The following is a 23,564-nucleotide window of genomic DNA, read 5'->3' as shown; positions in this document are numbered from 1 at the left end:
AACCATGACTCTTTCTCACCACGTCGCAGTCATCACCAGCGATGAACAAGCCCTGATTGTCGCCGGTGACCTGGCCGATGATTTCAAACGCAACAGCGCCCTGCGCGACCGCGAACGTCGTTTGCCATACCCGGAACTGGAAGTGTTTTCCCGTTCGGGTCTTTGGGGCATCAGTGTGCCAAAAGAATACGGTGGCGCTGGGGTTTCCAACGTCACCCTGGCCAAGGTCATCGCGCTGATCGCCCAGGCCGATGGCTCTCTCGGACAAATTCCCCAGAACCATTTCTACGCCCTCGAAGTGCTTCGCGTGAACGGCACCGATGAGCAGAAAAAACGCCTGTACGCCGAAGTGTTGGCCGGCCAGCGCTTCGGCAACGCACTCGCGGAACTGGGCACAAAAACCGCCCATGATCGCGTCACCAGCCTGACTCGCGATGGTAACGGCTACCGCATCAACGGTCGCAAGTTCTACGCCACCGGCGCCATTTACGCCCAGCGTATCCCGACATCAGTGGTGGACGAAAACGGCGTGCAGCAACTGGCCTTCGTCCCGCGCAACAGCAAAGGCCTGACGGTGATCGACGACTGGAGCGGCTTCGGCCAGCGCACCACCGGCAGCGGTTCGGTGGTGTTCGAGGATGTCTACGTCGCCGCCGAGGACGTGATCCCGTTTCAAAGCGCGTTCGAGCGCCCGACCACCGTCGGCCCGCTGGCGCAGATTCTCCACGCCGCCATCGACACCGGCATCGCCCGCGCCGCTTACGAAGATGCCCTGCATTTTGTGCGCACCAAGACCCGGCCATGGATTGATTCCGGCAACGACAAAGCCACCGAAGACCCGCTGACGATCAGAAGTTTCGGCCACTTGAGCATTCGCCTGCACGCCACCGAAGCCTTGCTGGAACGCTCCGGCGAATTCCTCGACGAGGCCCAGGCCGACACCAATGCCCAGACCGTCGCCGCCGCATCAATTGCCGTCGCCGAAGCCCGGGCCATCAGCACCGAAATCTCCCTCGCCGCCGGCAGCACGTTGTTCGAACTGGCCGGCAGTCAGGCAACCCTGGCCGAACACGGTCTGGATCGCCACTGGCGCAACGCCCGGGTGCACACCCTGCACGATCCGGTGCGCTGGAAGTATCACGCGATAGGCAATTACTACCTCAACGATGAAAACCCGCCGTTGCGGGGGACCATCTGATGGCTGATGCCAAAAAGAAAATCCTGCTCAACGCGTTCAACATGAATTGCATCGGGCACATCAACCATGGCCTGTGGACGCATCCACGGGACAATTCCACCCAATACAAAACCATCGAATACTGGACCGAACTGGCTCAGTTGCTGGAACGCGGACTGTTCGACGGTCTGTTCATCGCCGACATCGTCGGCGTGTACGACGTCTATCAAAACTCGGTGGACGTGCCGCTCAAAGAATCGATCCAGCTACCGGTCAACGACCCGCTGCTGCTGGTCTCGGCCATGGCCGCCGTCACCAAAAACCTCGGCTTCGGCCTGACCGCCAACCTGACCTACGAACCGCCGTATCTGTTCGCCCGACGCCTGTCGACGCTGGATCATTTGAGCCGTGGGCGGGTCGGCTGGAACATCGTCACCGGCTACCTCGACAGCGCCGCCAAGGCCATGGGCCTGAGCGAACAGGTGGAACACGACCGCCGCTACGACCAGGCCGACGAATACCTGCAAGTACTCTACAAACTCTGGGAAGGCAGTTGGGAAAACGACGCGGTGCTCAACGACCGCGAACAGCGGATCTACGCCCAGCCAGACAAGGTGCACAAGGTCGAGCACAAGGGCGAGTTCTATCAGGTCGAGGGTTATCACCTCTGCGAGCCGTCGCCGCAACGCACGCCGGTGCTGTTCCAGGCCGGCAGTTCCGATCGCGGTTTGCAGTTCGCCGGTCGGCATGCCGAGTGCGTGTTCATCAGCGGCCAGAACAAACCGGCGACCAGGATTCAGGTGGACAAGGCTCGCGCCAGCGCCGTCGAGGCCGGGCGCAATCCCGAGGACATCAAGGTGTTCATGGGCTTGAACGTGATTGTCGGTGAGACGGAAGAGCTGGCCTGGGCCAAGCATGCCGAGTACCTGAGCTACGCCAGTGCCGAGGCCGGTGTGGCGCACTTCTCGGCGTCGACCGGGATTGATTTTTCCGAGTACGAACTCGACGAACCGATTCAGTACGTGAAGAGCAACGCCATCCAGTCCGCCACCAAAAATCTGCAAAACAACGACTGGACCCGCCGCAAATTGCTGGAACAACACGCCCTCGGTGGCCGCTACATCACTGTGGTCGGCTCGCCTGAGCAAGTCGCTGACAAGCTGGAGTCGTGGATCGCGGAAACCGGTCTGGATGGCTTCAACCTGACGCGGATCGTTACGCCGGAAAGCTATGTGGATTTCATTGAACTAGTGATTCCGGAGTTGCAACGCAGAGGGTCGTACAAGACCGCTTACGACGACGGCAGCCTGCGGGAAAAGCTGTTTCACGGCGAAGCGCATTTGCCTGAGCAACATACCGGATCCCACTACCGACACTAACCCCCGACCCTGATCGTTCCCACGCTCTGCGTGGGAATGCAGCCAGTGACGCTCTGCGTCATCGCCGCAGGGACGCGGAGCGTCCTGGGAGGCATTCCCACGCGGAGCGTGGGAACGATCGGCCTTAACTTGACTGGAAACCTCATCATGAAAAAGACCTACCTCTCTCACCCAGTCAAAGCACTGGCCCTGGCCCTCGGCCTCTTCAGCTCCATCACCTTCGCCGCCGACGCACCGCTGAAAGTCGGCACCACCGCCGCCTTCGCCATTCCCCTGGAAGCCGCCGTAGAAGAAGCCAACAAACAAGGCCTGAAAGTCGAACTGGTGGAGTTCAGCGACTGGATCGCCCCCAACGTCAGCCTCGCCTCGGGCGACATCGACGTGAACTATTTCCAGCACATCCCGTTCCTGGAAAACGCCAAGGCTGCCGCCGGTTTTGACCTGGTGCCATTCGCCCCGGGCATCATCAACAACGTCGGCCTCTACTCGAAGAAATACAAAAGCTTCGACGCGTTGCCCGAAGGCGCCAGCGTGGCCATCGCCAATGACCCGATCAACAGCGGTCGCGGCCTGCAACTGCTGGCCAAGGCCGGGCTGATCACCCTCAAACCGGGCGTCGGCTACAAGGCCACCGAAGAAGACATCATCGCCAACCCGAAAAAAATCAAAATCCTTCAGGTCGAAGCCGTGCAACTGGTGCGCGCCTACGACGACGCCGATCTGGTCCAGGGTTACCCGGCCTACATCCGCCTGTCGAAGACCTTCGATGCCAGTTCCGCACTGCTGTTCGATGGCCTCGATCACAAGGAATACGTGATCCAGTTCGTGATCCAGCCGAAAAGCAAAACCGACCCACGCCTGATCAAGTTCGTCGACATCTACCAGCACTCGCCCGCCGTTCGTGCAGCGCTGGATAAGGCCCACGGCAAGCTCTATCAAGCCGGTTGGGAAAGCTGAGTATGACGGCCGCGATCCAACGGCGACTGGAACTTCCGGAGCCACATAACGCCACACAAACCGAACTGCACCCAGACCTCAATCGCGCCCACGTGCGCTTCATCGGCCTGGGCAAAACCTACAATGGCCAACAAGGTCCGGTGGCGGCCTTGCACGGCATCGACCTGGCGATCCAGCGCGGCGAAGTGTTCGGCATCATCGGCCGCAGCGGTGCCGGCAAGTCGTCGCTGATCCGCACCATCAACCGCCTCGAACAACCGAGCAGCGGGCGGGTGCTGATCGATCAGGTCGACATCGGCGAGTTCGATGAAGACCGCTTGGTGGCGCTGCGGCGACGGATTGGCATGATCTTCCAGCACTTCAATCTGATGTCGGCCAAAACGGTTTGGCAGAACGTCGAATTGCCGCTGAAAGTCGCCGGCGTGCCCAAGGAACAGCGCGAGCGCAAAGTCCGCGAACTGCTGGAACTGGTCGGCCTGCAAGAGAAGCACAAAGCCTACCCGGCGCAACTTTCCGGCGGGCAGAAACAGCGCGTCGGCATCGCCCGCGCGCTGGTGCATGACCCGGAGATTCTGCTGTGTGACGAGGCGACTTCGGCGCTGGATCCGGAGACCACGCAATCGATCCTCGGCCTGCTGCGCGAGATCAATCAGCGCCTAGGCCTGACCATCGTGCTGATCACTCACGAGATGGCGGTGATCCGCGATATCTGTGATCGGGTGGTGGTGCTGGAACACGGGCGAATCGTCGAGCAAGGGCCGGTCTGGGAAGTTTTTGGCAACCCGCAACATGAGGTCAGCAAGACCTTGCTCGCGCCGCTGCAACACAGTCTGCCGGAAGAGCTGAAAAGCCGCTTGCGGGAGCAGCCGCAGTCTTCGGACGCCGCCGTGGTGCTGCGTTTGCAATTCACCGGCAGCGCGAGTGACGAGCCAGACCTGGCGGCGCTGTTCAGCGCCCTCGGTGGCCGCGTGCGCTTGCTGCAAGGGGGCGTGGAACGGATTCTGGGGCATGCGCTCGGGCAATTGCTGTTGGCGGTGACCGATTCGTCCCTCGGCGCCGAGGAGCTGCGTCAGCGCGCTGGCCACTGGGCGCAACAGGTGGAGGTGCTGGGTTATGTGGTTTGATCGGTTGCTTCAGGGTTTTATTGATACGTTTTTGATGGTGGGTGTGTCGTCGTTGATTGCGCTGTTGGCGGGCATTCCGTTGGCGGTGATTCTGGTCACCAGTTCCAAGGGCGGGATCTACGAAGCACCAGCGCTGAATCGCGCGTTGGGTGCGTTTGTGAACCTGTTTCGCTCGATTCCGTTTTTGATTTTGATGGTGGCGTTGATTCCGTTTACCCGGTTGATCGTTGGCACCACTTACGGCGTGTGGGCTGCCGTGGTGCCGCTGACCATAGCGGCCACGCCGTTCTTTGCGCGCATCGCCGAGGTCAGTTTGCGCGAGGTCGACCATGGGTTGATTGAAGCGGCGCAGGCAATGGGCTGCCGACGCTGGCACATCGTCTGGCATGTGCTGCTGCCCGAAGCGCTGCCGGGGATTGTCGGTGGGTTCACGATTACATTGGTGACGATGATCAATTCGTCGGCCATGGCCGGGGCGATTGGGGCCGGTGGGTTGGGGGATATTGCTTATCGGTACGGGTATCAGCGGTTTGATAGCCAGATCATGTTGACGGTGATTGTGTTGCTGGTGGTGTTGGTGGCGGTGATTCAGTTGGGTGGGGATCGGTTGGCGCGGGGCCTCAACAAGCGTTGATCTGTGTTGAGTCTGAGCAGGCATGCCCACTCCCGCTCAGACATATCCAGTGAACGCCTGCTCAAACACACCGCTTGTTCTCATACGCTGACGTTCACGAAAACCACCTTTGAACGGTGCTGGACAGTCGTTGAGAAAAACCGGGGGACTTCTGGTAGTAGGCTATGAAGTTTCCAACGGCCCTATTTGGCGCACCAGGATATGACCGCGTCATGAGAGATTGACCTTCGGCACCGATAACCCCCAGGACAGTCGAATACCCTCCATCAAGATTCACTGATTGCCAGCCCGAACCGTTCAATCTGTCGAGTTTGGCCATAACCATGGACCATTCGGGCATGGTGTAACCGGGAGATTCATAGGTTCGCCCCTTGGTAGAGCCCATTGCCAGCCGTGTGCGCTGCCCACCTGCGTCTGGATCAGGAAGGCTGATGCCGGAGCGAGCATTGGGCGCGCTCGCATGACCCAGCTTGCCCGGCGTGCCGGTCTGGTCGCTAAACTGAAACTGCGGCTGACTCAGCATTTGCTGGGGGAAGGTAGCCTTGCCGTTGTCTGAAAGCAAAGGCCCGGAATGAATCATCGAAAGGTCATCCATCCGGATCTTCACATAACTTGAGCGATAGTCTTGAGGAATACTGGCATGTTCCCTTGGGCGACCATCAATGACGTTGTGGCCAACGGATGCATAACCAGGGGCATCCTTACTCGCCCCTCCCCCCATGTTGAAAAAGCCGCCGTTTATATAGGCCATCGCACCGGCGTTTTTTTTCCGAGCCTCAGACTTGATAGCTGCCCCCGACAAACTTTTGAGATAAACCGGGCGAACACCTCCCGAAACTTTTCCTTTCAGAGAGGCATCAATGGACAAATACGAAAGCCTTCTGTCGCTGTTGACGTCACGTGTGAGCCCAATGCCCATGCGATTGAAGAGTTCATTTCCTCCGACAACATCAACTGCGATTATTCCCGGCACAACGGTTCGAACCCGAACCCCCGAGTTAGTGGCCGCCACCGCATCATAGGCCGCTCTCCACCTCTTACTCGCCGCCTCTCTTGTCAAACCGTCGGGGTCAAAAAAATTCAGAGGACTGTTCCCGACCATCTCGAATGCATTGAGCCCATCCCATGCCGGATCCGGACTTATCCAACGTTGCAACCAGGGGGCGTAATACCGAAACCCATAGCAGTAAAGACCGGTCGCATCCCGCTCTTTCTCCGAATACCGAACGCTTTTGTACTTTGCCACCAACGCACTTTTACCCGCCCAACACGCCGTGCCACCAAAAGGGTAATAGTGCTCCTGGGTCAGCACGCCTGCCTCATCGTCCAATTCCAACGTGCTTGAACCGAGGTGATCGTCGAGGCTGTAGCGCAGTTGATCGTCAAGGGTGCCCTCGGGCCAATGCAGTGCCCGCACACTACTGCGCCCTGCTTCGACGCAGATCACATGGTACTCCTCGCCATCAGCATGTCGGCGGACTTCCAGGCCCGGCAAGTAACAGACTTCAGCTCGCAGGGTTCGGCGATTGGTCTGGTTGAAATGCACCTTGCGTAACCGATGACCGGGGCGGTCGTAGACATAACATTCGTAATCGTCGGGTTCACCCTCACGCTCGATCAGGGTCACCCGGCTCAACTGGTTGCGAATATCCCAAACCATGGCTTGCCCGCGCTGCAGCTCCAGCAGGTTGCCACAGGCATCGAAACCGGAGGCGATTTCAGGTTCGTCTGGCAATGAACCATCATCCCGTTGAGCCAGGCTTCGGTTACTGCCCACAGAGGTGAACATCGAGAAACCGGGAGCACCGCTGTGGTGACGAGAGATCAAATTGCCCGCTGGATCATAGTCGAATTGCTGTGTGTAATTGCGCCGCTGATTGGGGTCCAGCGGTGTAGGCAATAATTGCGGTAACGCAGGTCCGTGGCTTGGGTTGGTGACTTCCCAGCCCTTGGCTTCGATCAGTTGATACAGGCTGTCATAGCGGTAGCGGTTGATCGGCTCAATACGCTGGTTGTTGAAATGCATCACGGATTGGGACTTGTCTTCCACCTCGACAATGTTACCTATCGGATCGTAGAGGTAGTTCAGGTCCTGCAATGGCTTTTGATTCCCTACCGCCGCCACTAGCCTTGTCAAACGACCGTTCTCGGCGTCGTACTCAACTCGCGTTTCAACGCCATTGCCCGCCGTTTCGCTTTCGATCTGGCCATCGGCGTTGTAGCGAATGTTGCTGACCAGACATTGCGGTTGCTTGCCATCCCCAACCAGTAGCAGCCCGACTTCACCGAGCGTGCCCGCCACGTCATAGCCAAAGGTTCGGATATTCCCCTTGGCATCGGTCTGACGTTGAATCTCACCCGTAGGAAGGAAGGCGTAGTGAGTGACAAACGACTGATCTTCCAGCAACTCGTCCCGGGACTCTAGCTCGTCAGGCCAGTCGGGTGTTTCAAGTTCAGTAAGGAGTCGTCGGCTTTCCATCAACACTGAACCCGCCAGACCGTAGTCGCCGATGAGTTGAGAACCCGCAGGATCGTCGTGACGGATCAGTCGCCCGCACTGATTGTGTTCGGTGAACACTGGGCCGACGCCGCCATAGGTCAACCGCTCCACCACGTGTGGCCGTTGTCCAGCCGCCTGTTCCGTGACGGTTATCGGCCGTTGTTGATCGTCATAGTCAATGTGCCGCTTGTTACCTCGACCGTCCCAGAACAAACGCGGCGAACCAGCCTGATCCAAAAGGCTCAACTGCCACCCGGCATCCACGCTGTTCGACAGCAAAGGCTGGTCGTTCAGGCCGTGGATCGTGGCCACATTTGGTTTCGGCGACGTTCCCCACAATCTTGGGTCCCACGACTGAATCAACCGCCCCGCGGTGTCGAAAATTTGCCGACTGACGCGCGACTCGATGCCTGGTTTGTCCGGATGGCGGCAGTAGCCCACGCTACGGATCACCAACCCACGCGGGTCTTTGACCGATAGAGCTGGGGTAGCAAAATCATGGTTAGTTCGCATTACAGCAGCCATCGTTCGTAGACGAGGAAAAATATGAACCCTTATCGGCTAAGGCGATACTGTAAGAACTAACAGGTAGCCATATTCGGGACGGCAGGTATTTCGATCGCTACCCAATCGAGCGGGAGCAAGCTCCCTCGCCAAGCGCGTCTGCCACAGGTAATCGCCGACCCCTGAAGGGAAGTTTTCGCACAAGAAAATCAGAGTGCCAGCAGGCCCGATCCCTTTCTTTTGCAGGACGTTTCCTAGATCATTCCGCTCGCTTGCGCCTGCCAAATTCCGTGGCTAGTCTCGGTCCGTCACTGCTCATCAGTGATCGGGTTTAGTAGCCCGGATCAATAGGCGCATAGCGATTCCATGCTCATGTCCGGCAATGTTTGCCGCATGCAGAATATGGTGGCTGTGCGTGGGGCACCTTCGGGTGCACCGGTTTTCCTATTGACCGGCCTACTAACCTGCGCGCAGCCGCCACCCAATCGTTTAGTAGGCGATAAGTGATGGCTCCCATGTAGCAATAGGAGCAACACATGAAAAAATCCGTACCCGATCCACCTCCCGAAACACCCACCAACGAAACCGCCACTGAAGATCCGCTCAGGGATCGATCGGCGCTCTACCGTGCGATTGATTTCTACCTCACCGGCGATCAGCCCTCACCGCCCGACGAATTTCGCTTCTACAACGTCAGCAAAGACGTGAGCTTCGAGGATACCCAGCTTTACGTCGCCGATCTGCTGCGCTGCGCCTCGGTCACGGCATATCAGTGTGGCGATCAGCTCAAGGGGGCCGATCGGGCATTGGTGTTTTCCGTTTGGCATTTGCTGGAGATTGCCAAGACGATGGTTGATCGGTCCATTGAATGTCTGGGGATGAAGCAAAGCTGAATCTGGCCTGAGTCATTGGTCGTCAGTGATATTGCCTTCGCGGGCAAGCCTCGCTCCTACAGGAGTTATGTGGTTCTGGCGATCACTGGCCCCCTGTAGGAGCGAGGCTTGCCCGCGAATGGCTGCGCAGCAGCCCCCGGCGTCATGGCGTATATTCGGCGAATCCCCATTGCCTGCGCAGCCGACCATGAAACAGACTCCCGCCGATCTGGAGCAGATCACCTCCACTACCCTGGGCCATTACAACGCGGTGGCCGAAGATTTCCGTGAAGGCACTCGCGATCACGATGTCAGCCAGAACATCGATGCCCTGCTGCGGCATATTCAGGGTGAGGCGCCGTTCACCCTTCTCGACTTTGGCTGCGGCCCTGGCCGTGACCTTAAAACCTTCACACGCCTGGGCCATACCGCCGTCGGCCTCGACGGTTCGGAAAAGCTTGCGCAGATGGCCCGAGAGGACAGTGGTTGCGAAGTCTGGCAGCAGGACTTTCTGAAACTCGATCTGCCGGCCGAGCGGTTTGACGGGATTTTTGCCAATGCGGTGCTGTTCCACATCCCTAGTCAGGAATTGCCTCGGGTGTTGAAGCAGCTGCGCGAGGCGTTGAAGCCGGGCGGTGTGTTGTTCAGCTCCAATCCGCGTGGAGAGAACCAGGAAGGCTGGAACGGGCCGCGGTATGGGGCGTATTACGATCTTCAGGCGTGGCAGGAACTGCTGACTGAGGCGGGGTTTGTGGAGCTTGAGCATTACTACCGGCCGGCGGGGCTGCCGCGGGAACAGCAGCCTTGGTTGGCGAGTGTTTGGCGTCGAGCCGACTGATCGTTCCCATGCTCTGCGTGGGAACGATCATTAGGCAGACTTCGGTTCGCGGATTTTGTACCAGGCCACATACAGCGCCGGTAAAAACAGCAGCGTCAGCAACGTCGCGATGATGATCCCGCCAATCATCGCGTACGCCATCGGCCCCCAGAACACTTCCCGGGCAATCGGGATCATCCCCAGGCTCGCCGCCGCCGCCGTCAGCAAAATCGGTCGGCGACGATGTTCCGTGGCCTGCACCACCGCGTCCCACGGCGTGTAGCCGCTCTTCTCGAAAGAGTCGATCTGGGTCACCAGAATCACCGAGTTGCGGATGATGATCCCGATCAACGCCAGAATCCCGAGGATCGCCACGAAGCCCATCGGCGTACCGGTCGGGATTAGCGCCAGCACCACGCCGATCAGCCCGAGCGGCGCGACGCTGGCCACCAGGAACAGCTTCTGCACGCTGTGCAACTGGATCATCAGGAAGGTCGCCATCAAAAACAGCATCAACGGCACGACCTTGGCAATCGGCCCCTGGGCCTTGCCGCTTTCCTCCACCGTACCGCCGGTGGCGACTTTGTAGCCCACCGGCAAACTGGCGGCGAATTTATCGATGTCCGGTTGCAGTTGTTTCACCAGGTCGGTCGGCTGAATCTCGTCGCGTACCGCGGCCTTGATGGTGATGGTCGGTTTGCGATCGCGACGCCACACCAGCGGCTGCTCGAGCTCATACCGCACCGTGGCAAACGCCAGCAGCGGAATCGAAGTGCCGCCAGGAGTGACGATCTGCAAGTTCTGCAACGTTTCCGGACTACCGCGCTCAGCATCTTCAGCGCGGCCGACCACGTCGATCAGGTAGATATCGTCATCGACCTGCGTCACCGGCGAACCGACGACGATGCTGTTCATCAAGCTCGCCACGTCTTCCGACGACAACCCCAATTGCCGCGCCTTGTCCTGGGCGATGTCGATGCGCAGCACTTTGCCCGGCTCGTTCCAGTCGTAAATGATTTCGCCGATGTGCGAGTTCTTATCCAGTTCGGTGGCCAGGGCGATAGCGTGTTTGCGCACCTGATCGATGTCTTTGCCGCTGACCCGGTACTGAATCGGCCGCCCCACCGGCGGGCCCATTTCCAGAGCCTGGACGTAACTGCCGACACCGACGAACTCTTCACGCAGGCGTTTTTGCAAACGAGCAGTCAAGGCTGGGCGTGACTTGCCTTTGCTGACGATCACCAGTTGCGCGTAGTACGGGTTCTGCAATTGCTGGTCGAGGGGCAGATAGAAACGGATCGCGCCCTCGCCGATGTAGGTGCTCCAGCGCACGATGTCCGGGTCATCTTTGAGCGTTGCTTCGAGCTTATTAACGACCATGCGAGTTTCGGCAATCGAGGCGTTTTGCGGCAGGTTCAGGTCGACAAGGATTTCCGGGCGATCCGAGGACGGGAAGAACTGGTTCTGCACGAACTGCATGGAAAACACCGAGAGCACAAACAGCGCCACGGTGATGCCGATGGCCCACCAGCGATTGCGCATGGCCCAGAGCAGGCCGCCATTGAACGCCCGACCGATGCGCCCTGGCTCTGCGTCGTGAGGCTTCACCTTGGCGCTCAGAATGTGCACACCGAGCACCGGGGCGAACAGCACGGCGACGATCCATGACACCAGCATGGCCACCGCGATCACCGCGAACAGCGTGAAGGTGTACTCACCGGCGGAGCTGGCGTTCAAGCCGATCGGCACGAAACCGGCGACGGTGACCAACGTGCCGGTGAGCATCGGGAATGCGGTCGAGGTGTAGGCGAAAGTCGCCGCCTGCTCTTTGGTTTCGCCCATTTCCAGGCGCGTGACCATCATCTCGACCGTGATCATCGCGTCGTCCACCAGCAGGCCGAGGGCGATGATCAGCGCACCAAGGGAAATCCGCTGCATGGTGATGCCGCTGTATTCCATGAAGAGGAAGACCATCGCCAGCACCAACGGAATCGAACACGCCACCACCAATCCGGCGCGTACACCGAGACTGACGAAGCTGACAATCAGTACGATCACCACCGCTTCGAACAACGCACTGGTGAAGCCGCCGACGGCTTCTTCCACCACGACAGCCTGGTCGGAAACGGTGTGTACACCGACGCCCACCGGCAGGTCAGCCGTCAGCTCATCCATGCGCAGGTGCAGCGCCTTGCCGAAGTCCTGAATGTTGCCGCCCTTTTTCATGGCGATCGCCAGGCCGATGGCTGGCTGACCGTTGAAGCGAAACTCCGGGGTCGACGGATCGACGTAGCCACGGCTGATGTTGGCGATGTCGGCCAGTCGGTAGAAGCGGTCGTTGAGCTTCAGGTTAACGTTGGCCAGATCTTTTTCAGAGGCAAACTGCCCCGACGTCCGCACCGAAATCCGCTCCGGACCAGCCTCGATCACCCCGGCCGGGGTCACAGCGTTCTGCGATTGCAGGGTCTGCACCACCTCGCGCCGATCAATGCCGAGGGCGGCCAGTTTGCGGGGGGAGAAGTTCAGGTAAAGGACTTCATCCTGCTCGCCGACCATCTCGACCTTACCCAACCCCGGGACTTCGCGGATTTCGGCACGCACCTGTTCCACGTAATCGCGCAACTGGCGCATCGACAGGCCGTCGGAGGTAAAGGCATACACCGAACCGAATACGTCGCCGAACTCATCGTTGAAGCCCGGCCCTTGCAGGCCTTGCGGGAAGTCACCGCGAATGTCGTTTATCTTCTTGCGCACCTGGTACCAGATTTGCGGGATGTCCTTGGCACTGGTGGTGTCGAGCAGGTTAACGAAGACCGTCGATTCGCCGGGGCGGGTGTAGCTTTTCACGTAATCGAGCGAGTCGAGTTCTTCGAGTTTTTTCTCGATCCGGTCGGTGACCTGCTTGAGGGTTTCTTCCTGGGTCGCGCCGGGCCAGCGGGTCTGGATCACCATGGTTTTGATGGTGAACGAGGGGTCTTCTTCGCGCCCCAGGTTCAGGTACGAGAACACGCCCATCAGCAGCGCGACGAACATCAAATACCAGACAAACGACTGATGCTTGAGGGCCCATTCGGATAAGTTGAAACTCCCTTTCATTGCGGGCCGTCCTCGTCAATTTTCACTTTCTGCCCCGGTTTGAGGCTGTTCACACCGGCACTGACCACTCGCTCGCCGGACTTCACGCCGTTGGCCAGGACCACCGTGGCATCGGTCCGGCTGATCAGGCTGACGTCCCGCGGGGAAACGGTTTGCGTCTGCGGATCGACGACCCAGATCCGCAGTTTTCCATCGACCTCCTGCAGCGCGCTCACTGGCAGCTCGAGGCGTGGCTTGATCGCAGAGCTGAGGGTCACGCTGATCGCCGTGCCAAGGCGAAAGCCCGGCGGCGTATCGGTCAGGCTGAGGCGGGCGCGACGGGTACGGGTTGCGCTTTGGGCCTGGGGTTCGATTTCGCGCACGATGGCAGTGCTGGTGATGCTCGGGTCCAGTTGCGAGGCGACCTGGAACACCACATCGGCCGGCAACCGATCGACCAGGGTGTCGGGCAAGTCGATCACCGCTTCCTTGATGTCCGGCTGCGCCAGGGTCACCACTTGTTGGCCGGCCGTGACCACTTGCCCGGCCTCGGCATTCCACGCGGTAACTACGGCTTTGTGATCGGTGCGCAGCTCGATGTAATCGAGTTGGTCTTGCGCCTGTTCCACTGCGGCCCGGGCTTGATCGAGAGAGGCCTGGGTAGTTTTCAGATCGGTCTGGGCGATGTCGAGCTGCGCCTGCGCGCCAACCCCGCGATTGAACAATTCCTGCTGACGCCGGGCGTTGGCCTGAGCGTTGATGAGCTGCGCTTGCACACGCGCCAAATCACCTTGGGCCGAACGTAACTGATTCTGCTGATCGGAGGGGTCGAGGGTGGCAAGCAAGGCGCCCTTCTGGACTTCGGCGCCGACATCGACATTACGGCTGGCGATACGCCCCGGTACCCGGAAACCGATATTGCTTTCGTAACGGGCCTGAATGCTGCCGGCAAACCGGCCGAGGTCTTCTTGATTGAGCGCTTTCACCTCCACGGACAATACCGGCCGAACCGGTTCTGGCGGCGCTTCCTCATCAGAGCAAGCGACCAGTAGTGCAGCGGCGGACAACAGCAACAGGCGCTTCATGGCTGGGCTCCTGTCATTGGCGTCTTATAGGTGTTTTCGACGATCTCCACCTTCACGCCCGGATGCAGTAATTGGCCGCCTGCGATGACGACTTTTTCGTCACCGTTGAGGCCGGCGCTGACGATGACTTTGCCGGTCAGGTAACGGCCGACGGTGACCGTGTGCAATTGCGCCTTGCCCTCGGCATCCACCAGCCACACGGCAGGGTCACTGAGGTTTTTGGTCAGGGCCGACCAGGGCAGCTCCACTGCGGTTTTGCCGACTGGCTTGGCGGTGGCGCTCACCACCGACCCGAGTTGCATGCCCTCGGGGAGCCTGTCGAGGCTGACTTTGACTTGTACTGTGCCGGTCTGCGCCGAGACTGCCGGCGTGACTTCCCGAACGGTGCCTGTGGTCTTGATCTTCGGGTTGTCGAGCAGGCTGACCACAATCGATCTATCCGCCGGCGGCTCAGCCAGCAGCGATTCATAAACGTTGAAAACCGCGTCACGCTCTCCGTCCCGGGCCAGGTTGAAAATCGGAACCGTGGCTTGCACGACCTGGCCGACTTCGGCCTGGCGCGCGGTAATCACCCCCGGCGCGTCGGCAATCAACGCGGTATAGCTCAGTTGATCCCGGGCATTGGCCAATTGCGCTTGAGCAGCGGCCAATGCGCTCTGACTGCTGAGCAAGGCAGCTTGAGCGGAATCGTATTCGCTCTGGCTGGTGTAGCCCTTGGGCAGGAGTTTTTGTTGGCGAACGAAGGCCGCGGCGGTTTGTTTGACCCGGGCCTGTTCGGCAACGACCTGAGCCTGGGCCGAGTCGACAGTGGTTTGCAGGTCTTTCGGGTCGAGTTTGGCCAGCACTTGTTTGGCCGAAACCCGGTCACCGACATCGACCATACGCTGGATGATCTTGCCGCCCACGCGGAACGACAACTCGGTCTGGACTCGCGCCTGGACGTCGCCGGTGAGTGTCACCGCGGCGGCGTAATCCGATGGCTTGACCTCTTGCACGAAGACTCGCGGGCGGTCCTTCTCGACAGGCTTTTTATCGCCACAGGCGGTCAGCAAGGCGATGAGGCTCAGGCCAACCATTAATTTCAATCCGGGACCCGCCATGCAGACTCCTTTGCGTTGCGAACGTGCCAGTGACGATACGACTGAGAGCTTAGATCAGGGTTCCACGTCTGCACGAGCGATCCTTATACTCCATTGATCGTTCCCATGCTCTGCGTGGGTACGCCGCCATGGACGCTCTGCGTCCACTGTGACGCGGAGCGTCACGGGATGCATTCCCACGCGGAGCGTGGGAACGATCAAGAGAACGTTTTCCATGCCCAAAACCCTCGCGGTGGCCAATTACCGCTCGATCAATAAATTGGTGATTCCGCTGGGCCGATTGAACCTGATTACCGGCCCCAATGGCAGCGGCAAATCCAACCTCTACCGCGCCTTGCGCCTGCTGGCGGAAACCGCTCAGGGCGGGGTGGTCAATGCGTTGGCCCGTGAGGGTGGGCTGGATTCGACGTTCTGGGCCGGGCCTGAAAATATCAGCCGACGGATGCGCAATGGTGAAGTCCCGGTCGAGGCGAGCGTACGACACGGCGCCAAACGCCTGCGCCTGGGGTTTGCCGGTGAGGATTTCAGCTACTCGATCGCACTGGGCCTGCCGGAGCCGAGTCAATCGGAGTTCTCCCCCGATCCGGAAATCAAAAAGAAATGCATCTGGTCCGGGCCGTTCTATCGCCCGGCCAGCCTGCTGATGGCGCTATCTGCTGCTGGTCGCGGCATTGCTGACGCCTAGGCCACCGACATTGATGGTGTTGAATGAGCCGGAAACCAGTCTGCATCCGGACCTGCTGCCGGCGTTGGCGCGGTTGATCATTCGAGCGTCCGAGCAGTGTCAGGTAGGGGTGGTGTCCCATGCGCGGCGGTTGATCTCGGCGTTGCAGGAGGACCCGGAATGCAATTGCATTGTGCTGGAGAAGCATTTCGGCCAGACCGGGATGGTCGGGCAGCGGATGCTGGATGAGCCGGCGTGGCATTGGCCGGATTGATGCAAACACCCCCAATAAAAACGCCGACGCTGAATTAGCCGCCGGCGTTGAAACCTTGAAGAAGTTCGAGACTGCGATCAATCAGAACGCCGGCAGTACCGCGCCACTGTATTTCTTGTCAATGAACGCCTTCACTTCCGGGCTGGTCAGGGCCTTGGCCAGTTTCTGGATGGCAACGCTGTCCTTATTGTCTGGACGAGCCACCAGGAAGTTCACATAAGGCGAATCGGCACCTTCGATCAGCAGCGCGTCTTTAGCCGGGTTCAGACCCGCGTCCAGCGCGTAGTTGGTGTTGATCATGTCCAGGTCGACCTGGTCCAGAACACGCGGCAGCATGGCCGATTCCAGTTCCTTGAACTTGAAATTGTGCGGGTTCTTGGCGATGTCTTTCGGGGTAGCCACAGCGTTTTTTGGGTCTTTCAACTCGATCAGGCCAGCCTTCTGCAGCAGGATCAGGGCTCGGCCGCTGTTGCTGCCTTCGTTCGGGATAGCGATGGTTGCGCCGTCTTTCAGCTCAGCCAGGCTTTTGACTTTCTTCGAGTAGCCGCCAAATGGTTCGACGTGTACGCCGACCACGGTCACCAGGTGCGTGCCTTTACCTTCGTTGAAGTTTTTCAGGTACGGCAGAGTCTGGAAGTAATTGGCGTCCAGATGTTTCTGATCGAGCTGCACGTTCGGCTGAACGTAGTCGGTGAAGACTTTGATCTCCAGGTCCACGCCTTCTTTGGCGAGGGTCGGTTTGATCAGTTCAAGAATCTCGGCATGTGGAACTGGCGTCGCCGCCACCACCAGTTTCTCGCCAGCCTGGGCCAGGCCCGCGCTCAGGGCAGCCGCCAATGCGGTGAACAACAGAACCTTTTTCATGCAGTGTCCTTATCGAAAAATCGCGGTCGTGATCGACGACGGCTTGTTTATTACGAGTGGTTTTTTAAGTGCTACTGAAGTGCTATCGCTGGCGTGACGCGGACAATACCGGGATTCTTTATTCCCGAATAATATCTTTTACTCACTTTCTTATTCCATTCTGTTCATACAACCGCCACGCCCGATATAGGAGCTGCCGATGGCTTCGATCTTTTGATTTTGGCGATTTCAAAGCCACCAAAGATCAAAAGATTGCAGGCTGCGCCAGCTCCTACAGAAGCCCGGTGGCTTTGAGCAGTTTTTTCAAGGCCTCTTTTTCGGCGGCGGAACCGTTGCCAAGCATTTTTTTGAGTTGCTGTTCGATCGTCACCAGCGACACAGCCGCCTCGGGCAGATTCAAATGCTCGGGCAAAATCTCGTCGCCGGTACTCACCAACAGCGCAAAGTGAATGACGTTCTCCAGCTCCCGGGTATTGCCCGGCCAACTGTGTTGCTCCAGCAGTTGCTGCGCGGCTTCGCTGATCAACGGCACCGGCAGGTCGAGGCGTTGGCTGTAGATGCCAAGGAAGTATTCGGCCAGTGACAAAATATCGCCCACCCGTTCGCGCAAGGCCGGCAGTTCGAGCGGGCCTTCGCTGAGGTAGTGATAGAGCCGCTCATGGAATTTTCCGGCAGCCACGGCCTGCGCCAGATCGATGCTGGTGGCGGCCACCAGACGTACGTCCACCGGGCTCGGCTGGTGAGCGCCGACTCGGGTGACTTCGTGGTTCTCCAGGGCGGCGAGCAACTTGATCTGGATCGGCAGCGGCAGGTCGCCGATCTCATCCAGATACAAGGTGCCGCCATTGGCCGAACCAAACCAGCCAGCGCGACTGCTGGCCGAACCGCTGTAACTGCCGGCGGCATAGCCGAACAGTTCGGCATCAGCGTAGGTCGGGCTGATCGCCCCGCAATTGACTGACACAAACAATCCCCCACGGTCACTGGCGCGATGGATGTGTCGCGCCAGCAGCTCTTTACCACTGCCGGTTTCACCGCGAATCAACACCGAAATAGAACGTGGCGCCAGTTGTTCCAACTCCTGGCGCAACTGCCGGGAACGCGGATCGACGAATACCAACGCCTTGGCGCGAATGCTCAGCGGGCTTTTTTCCGCATCGGGAAAGATCAGCAGCGGCTGACCGAATGTTTCATGCAAGCTCATGGCAGACTCCCGCCCAAAACCGCCGGGGAGACGGGGGCGTTCAATAAAATAAAGGTTCAAGCTCGACGCAGGGCGCGCTGTTCCATGCGGTTTTGCAGACGATAGAGGTACGCAAAACCTTGCTCCCAGCGCTGGTGACCGGACTTCACATTGATGTGCCCGGCACCCGATAAAATCCCCGCCTCGGCGCCCCATTGGCGCGCCAATTCAAGCGCTCGTGGCGCGCTCACTGCGCTGTCGTTGTCGGAGCTGACGACCTGGCTCGGGAAAGGCAGCAAATGAGTCGGGATCGGTGCGAAGTTGCGCAGGGCCGGCGCGCAAGCCGGGCGCTCGACGTCCGCTGGCGCGACCAGCAACGCGCCGCGCACCTGACGCAAAAATGGCAGCGGTGCCGTGGCCGCCCAATGGGCGACGGTGATGCAGCCCAGGCTGTGGGCGATCAGAATCACGGGCGTACTGTCGGCGGCAATCGCCTCGGCCAGTGCCGCGACCCAGTCCTCACGGCGAGGCGTCAGCCAGTCTGCCTGCTCCACCCGCGCACTGTTGGGCAGGCTGTTCTGCCAATGGGTTTGCCAATGATCTTCTGGCGATCCTTGCCAGCCCGGCACAATCAGGTAGCGAATTGATTCGTTGCGCATGGGGGAGCTCTCCTGCTGCGTGTCTGTTCGTGACCGAGTATAGGGAGGAGAGTTATATTCGTTAAGGAATAAGAAGCTATTTATTAAGACCCATAAGGAATATAAAGGCTCATTCCCACAGGGTTTTGTACTTGCCGCAAAATAAAAAAGGAGCCGCACCCTGCCAAGGAGACGGCCCCGGAAATCATAAATTTATTAACGCGCGGTAATCACCTACAACTTGATAATCTCTGCCCGCTCAATCAGGGACGCCACGTCCCGCGCCGCTTCGCCGTCATTCACCCGTCGTCCGCCTGCAATTGCACTCGCACCTCGGGATCCTTCGCTTCGCAGTGGAGATGCCAGTAACGTCATGATGTATTCCCTCGGGTAAATGTTTAGCGCGAAAAGGTTTCGTTCCAATGAACCTTGAAATCGATGGGCACACAGAATCCGGGCCGTTCTGGGCAATTTCACCCTGCTTGGCCGGCACAAAAATCTTCCGTTTTCACGGCGCTCAACGCCGCGTTGTTGAGCTCCTGGCGACCTGCTGTCCCGAATCCGGATTTCGCCGGGCTTGCCGCTGGCCAGCACGCGCATTCGGACGTGGCCGGCCGAGATCGACCAAGTCGCCACTCGTTGCCTGGCGCCACAGCACCTCATGCGCACTGATAGCGGTTTGGACATTGCCCCATTGATTAACTCCCATGCGGTCTCTTTGCGCCCCCCCTGATATCCCCCGGTGCGCCCAAATCAGTGGGTGAGTCATTGGGCAAAATGCTTATCCCTTAAAGTAATTTTTAAACTTATACTTAGTCCGAAATAGAATATTAAAAAGCATAAGCGTGCCAAGCCGCGTTATATAAGGCTTGTAGCAAAATAGGCCATTATGAAGTTTTTCAAGCATTGAAATTATTCGTAGAAGGCATGGATTTACGAGAGAAACCACGACGAATAGTGATAAAACAATTCAAGTATTTTGCGAATATTAGTTAAATGGCGGCTCACAAACAAAACAGGCTGACGCACTTTCATGCATCAGCCTGTTGATAACTATCGCAAATGTTTATTGCTTGACAAACTCACCTGCCAATCCCACTACATCACCGTCAAAGTTATTGCGCGACCCCACAGCCCGAATTTTTGAATAGTTGTGGTCCGGCGAAAATAGTGACCACGCCTGATACCCAGTGCCATCATTTAAAGCGGTAAAAGTGATGATAGTCGGTTGCCCGGTGCTATTCTGAAAATGATAGTGTCCATAATCGACTTCATAGTTAACACCACCTTGGCTGAACGTACCACTGAATGTGCCATTGGAATCGTTGCCATCGGTAATAACCAGTTTGGCGCCAGCGTTAGAGTTCACATAAGTACCATTAATGCTCGACATGGTTTGATTTCCTTTATCGTTTAAAAGTATCTTCCGATGAAAGCAAGTTCCCTCCTGGAAACTCACGACACTGATAATGGTTCGACCCTTGGAATTTGTCCACCCAAGAAACGCCCTATCTATCTACAAAAATGCAATAACAACTTCATAATTTATTCCAAAGTAGAATTCTCATTATTTCCTTTCGGACTAAGTAAGTAATCATAACGACCGGTCACGCCCAACATCCTTGGTGTGCCGAGTAGCCCTTCGTAACCGCCATTACCACCCCGTTCACAGGGTTGTGTAGCAGATATTGTCGAAGGCGTTTTTCAACCACAGGGAAATAATTCCATTGGCCCTGATTAGCCCGCGAAAGGGCCTTCAGACGCGCACCCCGTCCACAGTTTGCCCCTGAATTTTCTCCTCCCTTGTGGTGGTTGAGGTGTAGATGACGGCGGATCCAGGGGTTGATGGTGCTCGGTCGCGCCATCCATACCAGGCCCATCATCAGGTTGTGCGGCACCCGCTGTTTGCGGAAATACATGCTGTGGATCAGGTCGTGCTCCAGCTCGTGGGTCAGCGAGGCGAAAAACGCGTTGAGCAACAGGCATACCCACCAGGCCATGTACCCGGTGATGTACAGCGCTGCCGAACCGATCATCCCGGACAACGCGAAGGCCAGAATGCCCGCACCCAAGGCATCCTGATGGTTGAGAATCGGGTAGCGCTGACGCAGTTCGACGCCCTTGGCCAATACCACCTCGCGAATATGCGCTGATCGCTGTGCTGCATTCAGTCGCCGGGGACTTGCGGAAATGCCGTCCATGCTTCCATCCTCTGCTTATAGATGTTCGTATCCTGCCCTGTGATGCTTTACTGAGCGGTAGCCGTGAACGCCAACGTTGACCAGACGCGCCAATCAACATGACAGAACCGACCTCTCTCGCCAGCTGGACCCGCGCCCTGCGCAAGCAGCTCGATGCGTTGGGACTCGACAGCACCGCCCTGTGCCAACAGGCGGGGCTCGACCCGCAGTTGATGGACGACCCGAACGCCCGTTACCCGTTGTCCGCCACCACGCGCCTGTGGCAAATCGCGGTGCAGGTCAGCGGCGATCCGGCGATTGGCTTGCGGGTATCGCGTTTCGTCAGCCCCACTACCTTTCATGCGTTGGGTTATGCGTTGGTGGCCAGCGGCAGCCTGCGGGAGGTGTTCGAGCGCATTGTGCGTTATCACCAAGTGGTCAGCGACGCGCTGGATCTGGAGCTGATCCGCGCCGAAGATCGCTACTACTTCCGCCTGAAAATCCCCCAAGGCAACCCCCCGCCAGCCTTCGAAGCCATTGATGCGTTTGCGGCGATTTATGTGCGTACCTGCCGCAATCGCCTGGGCCGTGACTACGCCCCGCTGGCGGTTTATCTGCGCCGTCCGGAACCTGCCGACTCGCATCAATGGCACAAAATGTTCCGCTCCCCGGTGTATTTCAACGCCGACGAAGACCGACTGGAGTTCGCCTTGATGGATTTCGACAGTCACCTGGACGATGCCAACCCGGAACAGGCCGAACACGACGAAACCGTGCTCAAACGTACCCTGGCGCAACTCAAACCCCTGACCTGGGAGCGCAAGGTTCGCGACGCCATTGAAGAGCAATTACCCGAAGGCGAACCGTCGGCCGAGTGCATCGCCCATGCGCTGCATTTGGGTTTACGCAGCCTGCAACGGCACTTGGCGGATGAAGGTTGTCGGTTCGATACGTTGCTCAACGAAAGCCGGGAGAACCTGGCGCTGCTGCACCTGCGCGACCCGCAATGTTCGTTAAGCGAGGTCAGTTACCTGCTGGGTTTCGCAGACACCAGCAGCTTCAGTCGCGCGTTCAAGCGCTGGACCGGAATGACGCCGGGGCAGTTTCGGGATGGGTTGCGGTGACAGATCCGGGAGGTGTTCTGTATGTTCCGGCCTCTTCGCGGGCAAGCCTCGCTCCTACGGGAATACGCGGTCATCTGTAGGAGCGAGGCTTGCCCGCGAAGGCATCCATCGCATACTCGCATCATATACAGTGCAAATTCATATAAATAAACGCATATGCATTGTATTTAGTGCACCACTAAGTCGAAGTCCAGCTAATTTTTTTTTGGCGAAACTCGTTCTCAGCGCCCGCGATCTCGCCGCAACAGCTTGCGCACTCGCTTCACGAGTTCACTGACGGCAAACGGCTTGAGCAGGTAATCATCCTCATGCAATTCCAGTCCGCGCAGGCGATCTTCGATGCCGTCCTTGGTGGTGAGGAGCAGTACCGGCGTGTCGCCGAGCTTGCGGATCTGCTGCAGCAACTGCCAGCCGTTGAGCCCCGGCAGCATCACGTCGAGGATGATCAGTTCGTATTCGCCGGATTCGATAAAGCGCCGGCCGTCCATGCCATTGAGCGCCACATCCACCGCGTAACTCGCTTCGCTCAGGCCTTTGGCCAGGAGGCTGGCGGTCTCGGGTTGGTCTTCCACTAGCAATACACGCATGGCACACCTCGATTGTCGTCGTCACAGGCTAGGCGCGTTCGCGGATAAAGCCCACCACTGCCGCTGCGATCTTTTTTCAAATCACCGCCAACGCTCGCAACCGCTGCGCATCCAGAATCTCGATCTCGCCATACTTGAGATTCAGAATTCCTTGCCCCTGCAAATCCTTGAGGAGCTGGTTGGTGGTCTGGCGCGACAGCGACAGCATCGACGCCAGTTGCTCCTGAGACAGTTGCAGAACACGGCGCGCCGGGGCGATTTCGCCATAACCCTCGGCGATCATCAGCAAACGATGGGCCAGGCGCGCCGGGGCTGGCATCAGACTCAGCTGTTCGAGGTTGATGAAGGTCAGGCGCAGTTTGTGGCTCATCAGCAACGCCAGTTGCCGCCAGTACACCGGGTGTTCGTCGAGCAACGCCAGCAGCGTTATTTGCGGGATGTGCAACAGGGTGCACTGGCCAACAGCGCAGGCATCGTGGGTTCGCGGCTGGCCATCGAACAGGCAGATTTCGCCGAACCAGTGCGGCGCTTCCACCAGGCTCAGCAGTGCTTCCTTGCCCTGCTCGCTCACCGCGCCAATGCGCACCGAACCTTCGAGCACTGCATACAGCCCGCACGGCGGATCACCGCGTTTGAATAGCAGTTGCCCCGACGGCAGGCGCCGAACCCGGGCAGCAGCCAGCAGACTATTCTGTAAGAGAACAGGTAAATGACTGAACCACTGCCCCGTATCCAGGCGCGAACGCCAAAACTGCATGTCCATGAAAACTCCTGGAGATTGTCGCTTGGCTGACAGAACGAGGATGAAGCCTGGAGCATCATCCAT

At 58.6% G+C, this 23,564-nt stretch carries 19 protein-coding genes and 2 pseudogenes; 9 read left to right on the top strand and 12 right to left on the bottom strand.

The window, feature by feature from the left end:
* The first annotated feature begins 4 nt into the window (after positions 1–4).
* From LOY56_RS01010 to LOY56_RS00990, 5 genes are all read left to right on the top strand, one after another.
* The gene (locus tag LOY56_RS01010; protein ID WP_258618891.1) at positions 5–1,198 is read left to right on the top strand and encodes an SfnB family sulfur acquisition oxidoreductase; all 1,194 of its coding nucleotides are present in this window, start codon (positions 5–7) and stop codon (positions 1,196–1,198) included.
* Positions 1,198–2,556, top strand: coding sequence for an LLM class flavin-dependent oxidoreductase (locus LOY56_RS01005; protein WP_258618890.1), 1,359 nt, complete (start codon positions 1,198–1,200; stop codon positions 2,554–2,556). The genes LOY56_RS01010 and LOY56_RS01005 overlap by 1 nt, the downstream gene beginning before the upstream one ends.
* 147 nt (positions 2,557–2,703) lie before the next feature.
* Positions 2,704–3,513 carry a MetQ/NlpA family ABC transporter substrate-binding protein gene (locus LOY56_RS01000; protein ID WP_258618888.1) on the top strand — a complete coding sequence of 270 codons (810 nt, stop codon included), beginning with the start codon at positions 2,704–2,706 and terminating at the stop codon, positions 3,511–3,513.
* Between the two features lie 2 nt (positions 3,514–3,515).
* Positions 3,516–4,637 carry a methionine ABC transporter ATP-binding protein gene (locus tag LOY56_RS00995; protein ID WP_258618881.1) on the top strand — a complete coding sequence of 374 codons (1,122 nt, stop codon included), beginning with the start codon at positions 3,516–3,518 and terminating at the stop codon, positions 4,635–4,637.
* Positions 4,627–5,271 carry a methionine ABC transporter permease gene (locus LOY56_RS00990; protein ID WP_030128490.1) on the top strand — a complete coding sequence of 215 codons (645 nt, stop codon included), beginning with the start codon at positions 4,627–4,629 and terminating at the stop codon, positions 5,269–5,271. Before LOY56_RS00995 ends, LOY56_RS00990 begins: the two co-directional genes overlap by 11 nt.
* Positions 5,272–5,365: 94 nt before the next feature.
* Here LOY56_RS00990 and LOY56_RS00985 read toward each other — a convergent pair whose 3' ends face one another.
* Entirely contained in the window at positions 5,366–8,284 is a 2,919-nt protein-coding gene (locus LOY56_RS00985; RefSeq protein ID WP_258618868.1) for an RHS repeat-associated core domain-containing protein, read from the bottom strand.
* Positions 8,285–8,811: 527 nt separating this feature from the next.
* Here LOY56_RS00985 and LOY56_RS00980 point away from each other — a divergent pair.
* Both LOY56_RS00980 and LOY56_RS00975 read left to right on the top strand, forming a co-directional pair.
* Complete coding sequence (locus LOY56_RS00980) at positions 8,812–9,168, top strand: DUF6124 family protein (RefSeq protein WP_258618863.1); 357 nt, start codon at positions 8,812–8,814, stop codon at positions 9,166–9,168.
* A 187-nt stretch (positions 9,169–9,355) separates the two neighbouring features.
* Positions 9,356–9,985, top strand: coding sequence for a bifunctional 2-polyprenyl-6-hydroxyphenol methylase/3-demethylubiquinol 3-O-methyltransferase UbiG (locus LOY56_RS00975; RefSeq protein WP_258618862.1), 630 nt, complete (start codon positions 9,356–9,358; stop codon positions 9,983–9,985).
* Between the two features lie 30 nt (positions 9,986–10,015).
* On the opposite strand, the gene LOY56_RS00970 is transcribed toward LOY56_RS00975, so the two are convergent.
* From LOY56_RS00970 to LOY56_RS00960, 3 genes are read right to left on the bottom strand one after another with little or no spacing between them, the layout of a single operon-like run.
* Positions 10,016–13,060 carry an efflux RND transporter permease subunit gene (locus tag LOY56_RS00970; protein WP_258618861.1) on the bottom strand — a complete coding sequence of 1,015 codons (3,045 nt, stop codon included), beginning with the start codon at positions 13,058–13,060 and terminating at the stop codon, positions 10,016–10,018.
* Entirely contained in the window at positions 13,057–14,124 is a 1,068-nt protein-coding gene (locus tag LOY56_RS00965) for an efflux RND transporter periplasmic adaptor subunit (RefSeq protein ID WP_258618860.1), read from the bottom strand. Before LOY56_RS00965 ends, LOY56_RS00970 begins: the two co-directional genes overlap by 4 nt.
* Positions 14,121–15,224: an efflux RND transporter periplasmic adaptor subunit gene (locus LOY56_RS00960; RefSeq protein WP_258618858.1), complete on the bottom strand. Its 1,104-nt coding sequence runs from the start codon at positions 15,222–15,224 to the stop codon at positions 14,121–14,123. The genes LOY56_RS00965 and LOY56_RS00960 overlap by 4 nt, the downstream gene beginning before the upstream one ends.
* Positions 15,225–15,438: 214 nt before the next feature.
* Between LOY56_RS00960 and LOY56_RS00955 the strand changes: the two are divergent.
* A pseudogene (locus LOY56_RS00955) lies at positions 15,439–16,162 on the top strand (AAA family ATPase).
* 81 nt (positions 16,163–16,243) lie between these two features.
* Here LOY56_RS00955 and LOY56_RS00950 read toward each other — a convergent pair.
* The 6 genes and pseudogenes from LOY56_RS00950 to LOY56_RS00925 form a co-directional block, all read right to left on the bottom strand.
* Positions 16,244–17,026 (bottom strand): MetQ/NlpA family ABC transporter substrate-binding protein, encoded by a 783-nt coding sequence (locus tag LOY56_RS00950; RefSeq protein ID WP_258618856.1) that lies wholly within the window; start codon positions 17,024–17,026, stop codon positions 16,244–16,246.
* A gap of 271 nt (positions 17,027–17,297) precedes the next feature.
* Positions 17,298–18,230: a sigma 54-interacting transcriptional regulator gene (locus tag LOY56_RS00945; RefSeq protein ID WP_258618853.1), complete on the bottom strand. Its 933-nt coding sequence runs from the start codon at positions 18,228–18,230 to the stop codon at positions 17,298–17,300.
* A gap of 56 nt (positions 18,231–18,286) precedes the next feature.
* Positions 18,287–18,868 (bottom strand): alpha/beta hydrolase, encoded by a 582-nt coding sequence (locus LOY56_RS00940; protein ID WP_258618844.1) that lies wholly within the window; start codon positions 18,866–18,868, stop codon positions 18,287–18,289.
* A 377-nt stretch (positions 18,869–19,245) separates the two neighbouring features.
* Positions 19,246–19,453, bottom strand: a pseudogene (locus tag LOY56_RS26880) (TonB family protein); the annotation flags it as partial.
* A 460-nt stretch (positions 19,454–19,913) separates the two neighbouring features.
* A complete protein-coding gene (locus tag LOY56_RS00930; protein WP_258618842.1) occupies positions 19,914–20,240 on the bottom strand; it encodes a hypothetical protein in 327 nt (108 codons plus the stop codon).
* A gap of 214 nt (positions 20,241–20,454) precedes the next feature.
* Positions 20,455–21,048, bottom strand: coding sequence for a fatty acid desaturase (locus LOY56_RS00925; RefSeq protein ID WP_408980348.1), 594 nt, complete (start codon positions 21,046–21,048; stop codon positions 20,455–20,457).
* Between the two features lie 98 nt (positions 21,049–21,146).
* Between LOY56_RS00925 and LOY56_RS00920 the strand changes: the two genes are divergently transcribed.
* The gene (locus LOY56_RS00920; RefSeq protein ID WP_258618840.1) at positions 21,147–22,151 is read left to right on the top strand and encodes an AraC family transcriptional regulator; all 1,005 of its coding nucleotides are present in this window, start codon (positions 21,147–21,149) and stop codon (positions 22,149–22,151) included.
* Positions 22,152–22,372: 221 nt separating this feature from the next.
* Here LOY56_RS00920 and LOY56_RS00915 read toward each other — a convergent pair whose 3' ends face one another.
* Complete coding sequence (locus LOY56_RS00915) at positions 22,373–22,738, bottom strand: response regulator (RefSeq protein ID WP_258618838.1); 366 nt, start codon at positions 22,736–22,738, stop codon at positions 22,373–22,375.
* A 76-nt stretch (positions 22,739–22,814) separates the two neighbouring features.
* Complete coding sequence (locus tag LOY56_RS00910) at positions 22,815–23,501, bottom strand: Crp/Fnr family transcriptional regulator (protein WP_258618837.1); 687 nt, start codon at positions 23,499–23,501, stop codon at positions 22,815–22,817.
* Between the last annotated feature and the right edge of the window lie 63 nt (positions 23,502–23,564).

This window comes from Pseudomonas sp. B21-048, from assembly GCF_024748615.1.
GTDB lineage: Bacteria > Pseudomonadota > Gammaproteobacteria > Pseudomonadales > Pseudomonadaceae > Aquipseudomonas.
Note: the sequence above shows the minus strand (reverse complement) of the source record. Positions and strands in the feature narration are given on the sequence as shown.

Excerpts from the sequence above, each read along its gene's own strand:
- LOY56_RS01010 (WP_258618891.1), top strand. The coding sequence starts at position 5 with ATGACTCTTTCTCACCACGTCGCAGTCATCACCAGCGATGAACAAGCC.
- LOY56_RS01005 (WP_258618890.1), top strand. The coding sequence starts at position 1,198 with ATGGCTGATGCCAAAAAGAAAATCCTGCTCAACGCGTTCAACATGAAT.
- LOY56_RS01000 (WP_258618888.1), top strand. The coding sequence starts at position 2,704 with ATGAAAAAGACCTACCTCTCTCACCCAGTCAAAGCACTGGCCCTGGCC.
- LOY56_RS00995 (WP_258618881.1), top strand. The coding sequence starts at position 3,516 with ATGACGGCCGCGATCCAACGGCGACTGGAACTTCCGGAGCCACATAAC.
- LOY56_RS00990 (WP_030128490.1), top strand. The coding sequence starts at position 4,627 with ATGTGGTTTGATCGGTTGCTTCAGGGTTTTATTGATACGTTTTTGATG.
- LOY56_RS00985 (WP_258618868.1), bottom strand. The coding sequence starts at position 8,284 with ATGCGAACTAACCATGATTTTGCTACCCCAGCTCTATCGGTCAAAGAC.
- LOY56_RS00980 (WP_258618863.1), top strand. The coding sequence starts at position 8,812 with ATGAAAAAATCCGTACCCGATCCACCTCCCGAAACACCCACCAACGAA.
- LOY56_RS00975 (WP_258618862.1), top strand. The coding sequence starts at position 9,356 with ATGAAACAGACTCCCGCCGATCTGGAGCAGATCACCTCCACTACCCTG.
- LOY56_RS00970 (WP_258618861.1), bottom strand. The coding sequence starts at position 13,060 with ATGAAAGGGAGTTTCAACTTATCCGAATGGGCCCTCAAGCATCAGTCG.
- LOY56_RS00965 (WP_258618860.1), bottom strand. The coding sequence starts at position 14,124 with ATGAAGCGCCTGTTGCTGTTGTCCGCCGCTGCACTACTGGTCGCTTGC.
- LOY56_RS00960 (WP_258618858.1), bottom strand. The coding sequence starts at position 15,224 with ATGGCGGGTCCCGGATTGAAATTAATGGTTGGCCTGAGCCTCATCGCC.
- LOY56_RS00950 (WP_258618856.1), bottom strand. The coding sequence starts at position 17,026 with ATGAAAAAGGTTCTGTTGTTCACCGCATTGGCGGCTGCCCTGAGCGCG.
- LOY56_RS00945 (WP_258618853.1), bottom strand. The coding sequence starts at position 18,230 with ATGAGCTTGCATGAAACATTCGGTCAGCCGCTGCTGATCTTTCCCGAT.
- LOY56_RS00940 (WP_258618844.1), bottom strand. The coding sequence starts at position 18,868 with ATGCGCAACGAATCAATTCGCTACCTGATTGTGCCGGGCTGGCAAGGA.
- LOY56_RS00930 (WP_258618842.1), bottom strand. The coding sequence starts at position 20,240 with ATGTCGAGCATTAATGGTACTTATGTGAACTCTAACGCTGGCGCCAAA.
- LOY56_RS00925 (WP_408980348.1), bottom strand. The coding sequence starts at position 21,048 with ATGGACGGCATTTCCGCAAGTCCCCGGCGACTGAATGCAGCACAGCGA.
- LOY56_RS00920 (WP_258618840.1), top strand. The coding sequence starts at position 21,147 with ATGACAGAACCGACCTCTCTCGCCAGCTGGACCCGCGCCCTGCGCAAG.
- LOY56_RS00915 (WP_258618838.1), bottom strand. The coding sequence starts at position 22,738 with ATGCGTGTATTGCTAGTGGAAGACCAACCCGAGACCGCCAGCCTCCTG.
- LOY56_RS00910 (WP_258618837.1), bottom strand. The coding sequence starts at position 23,501 with ATGGACATGCAGTTTTGGCGTTCGCGCCTGGATACGGGGCAGTGGTTC.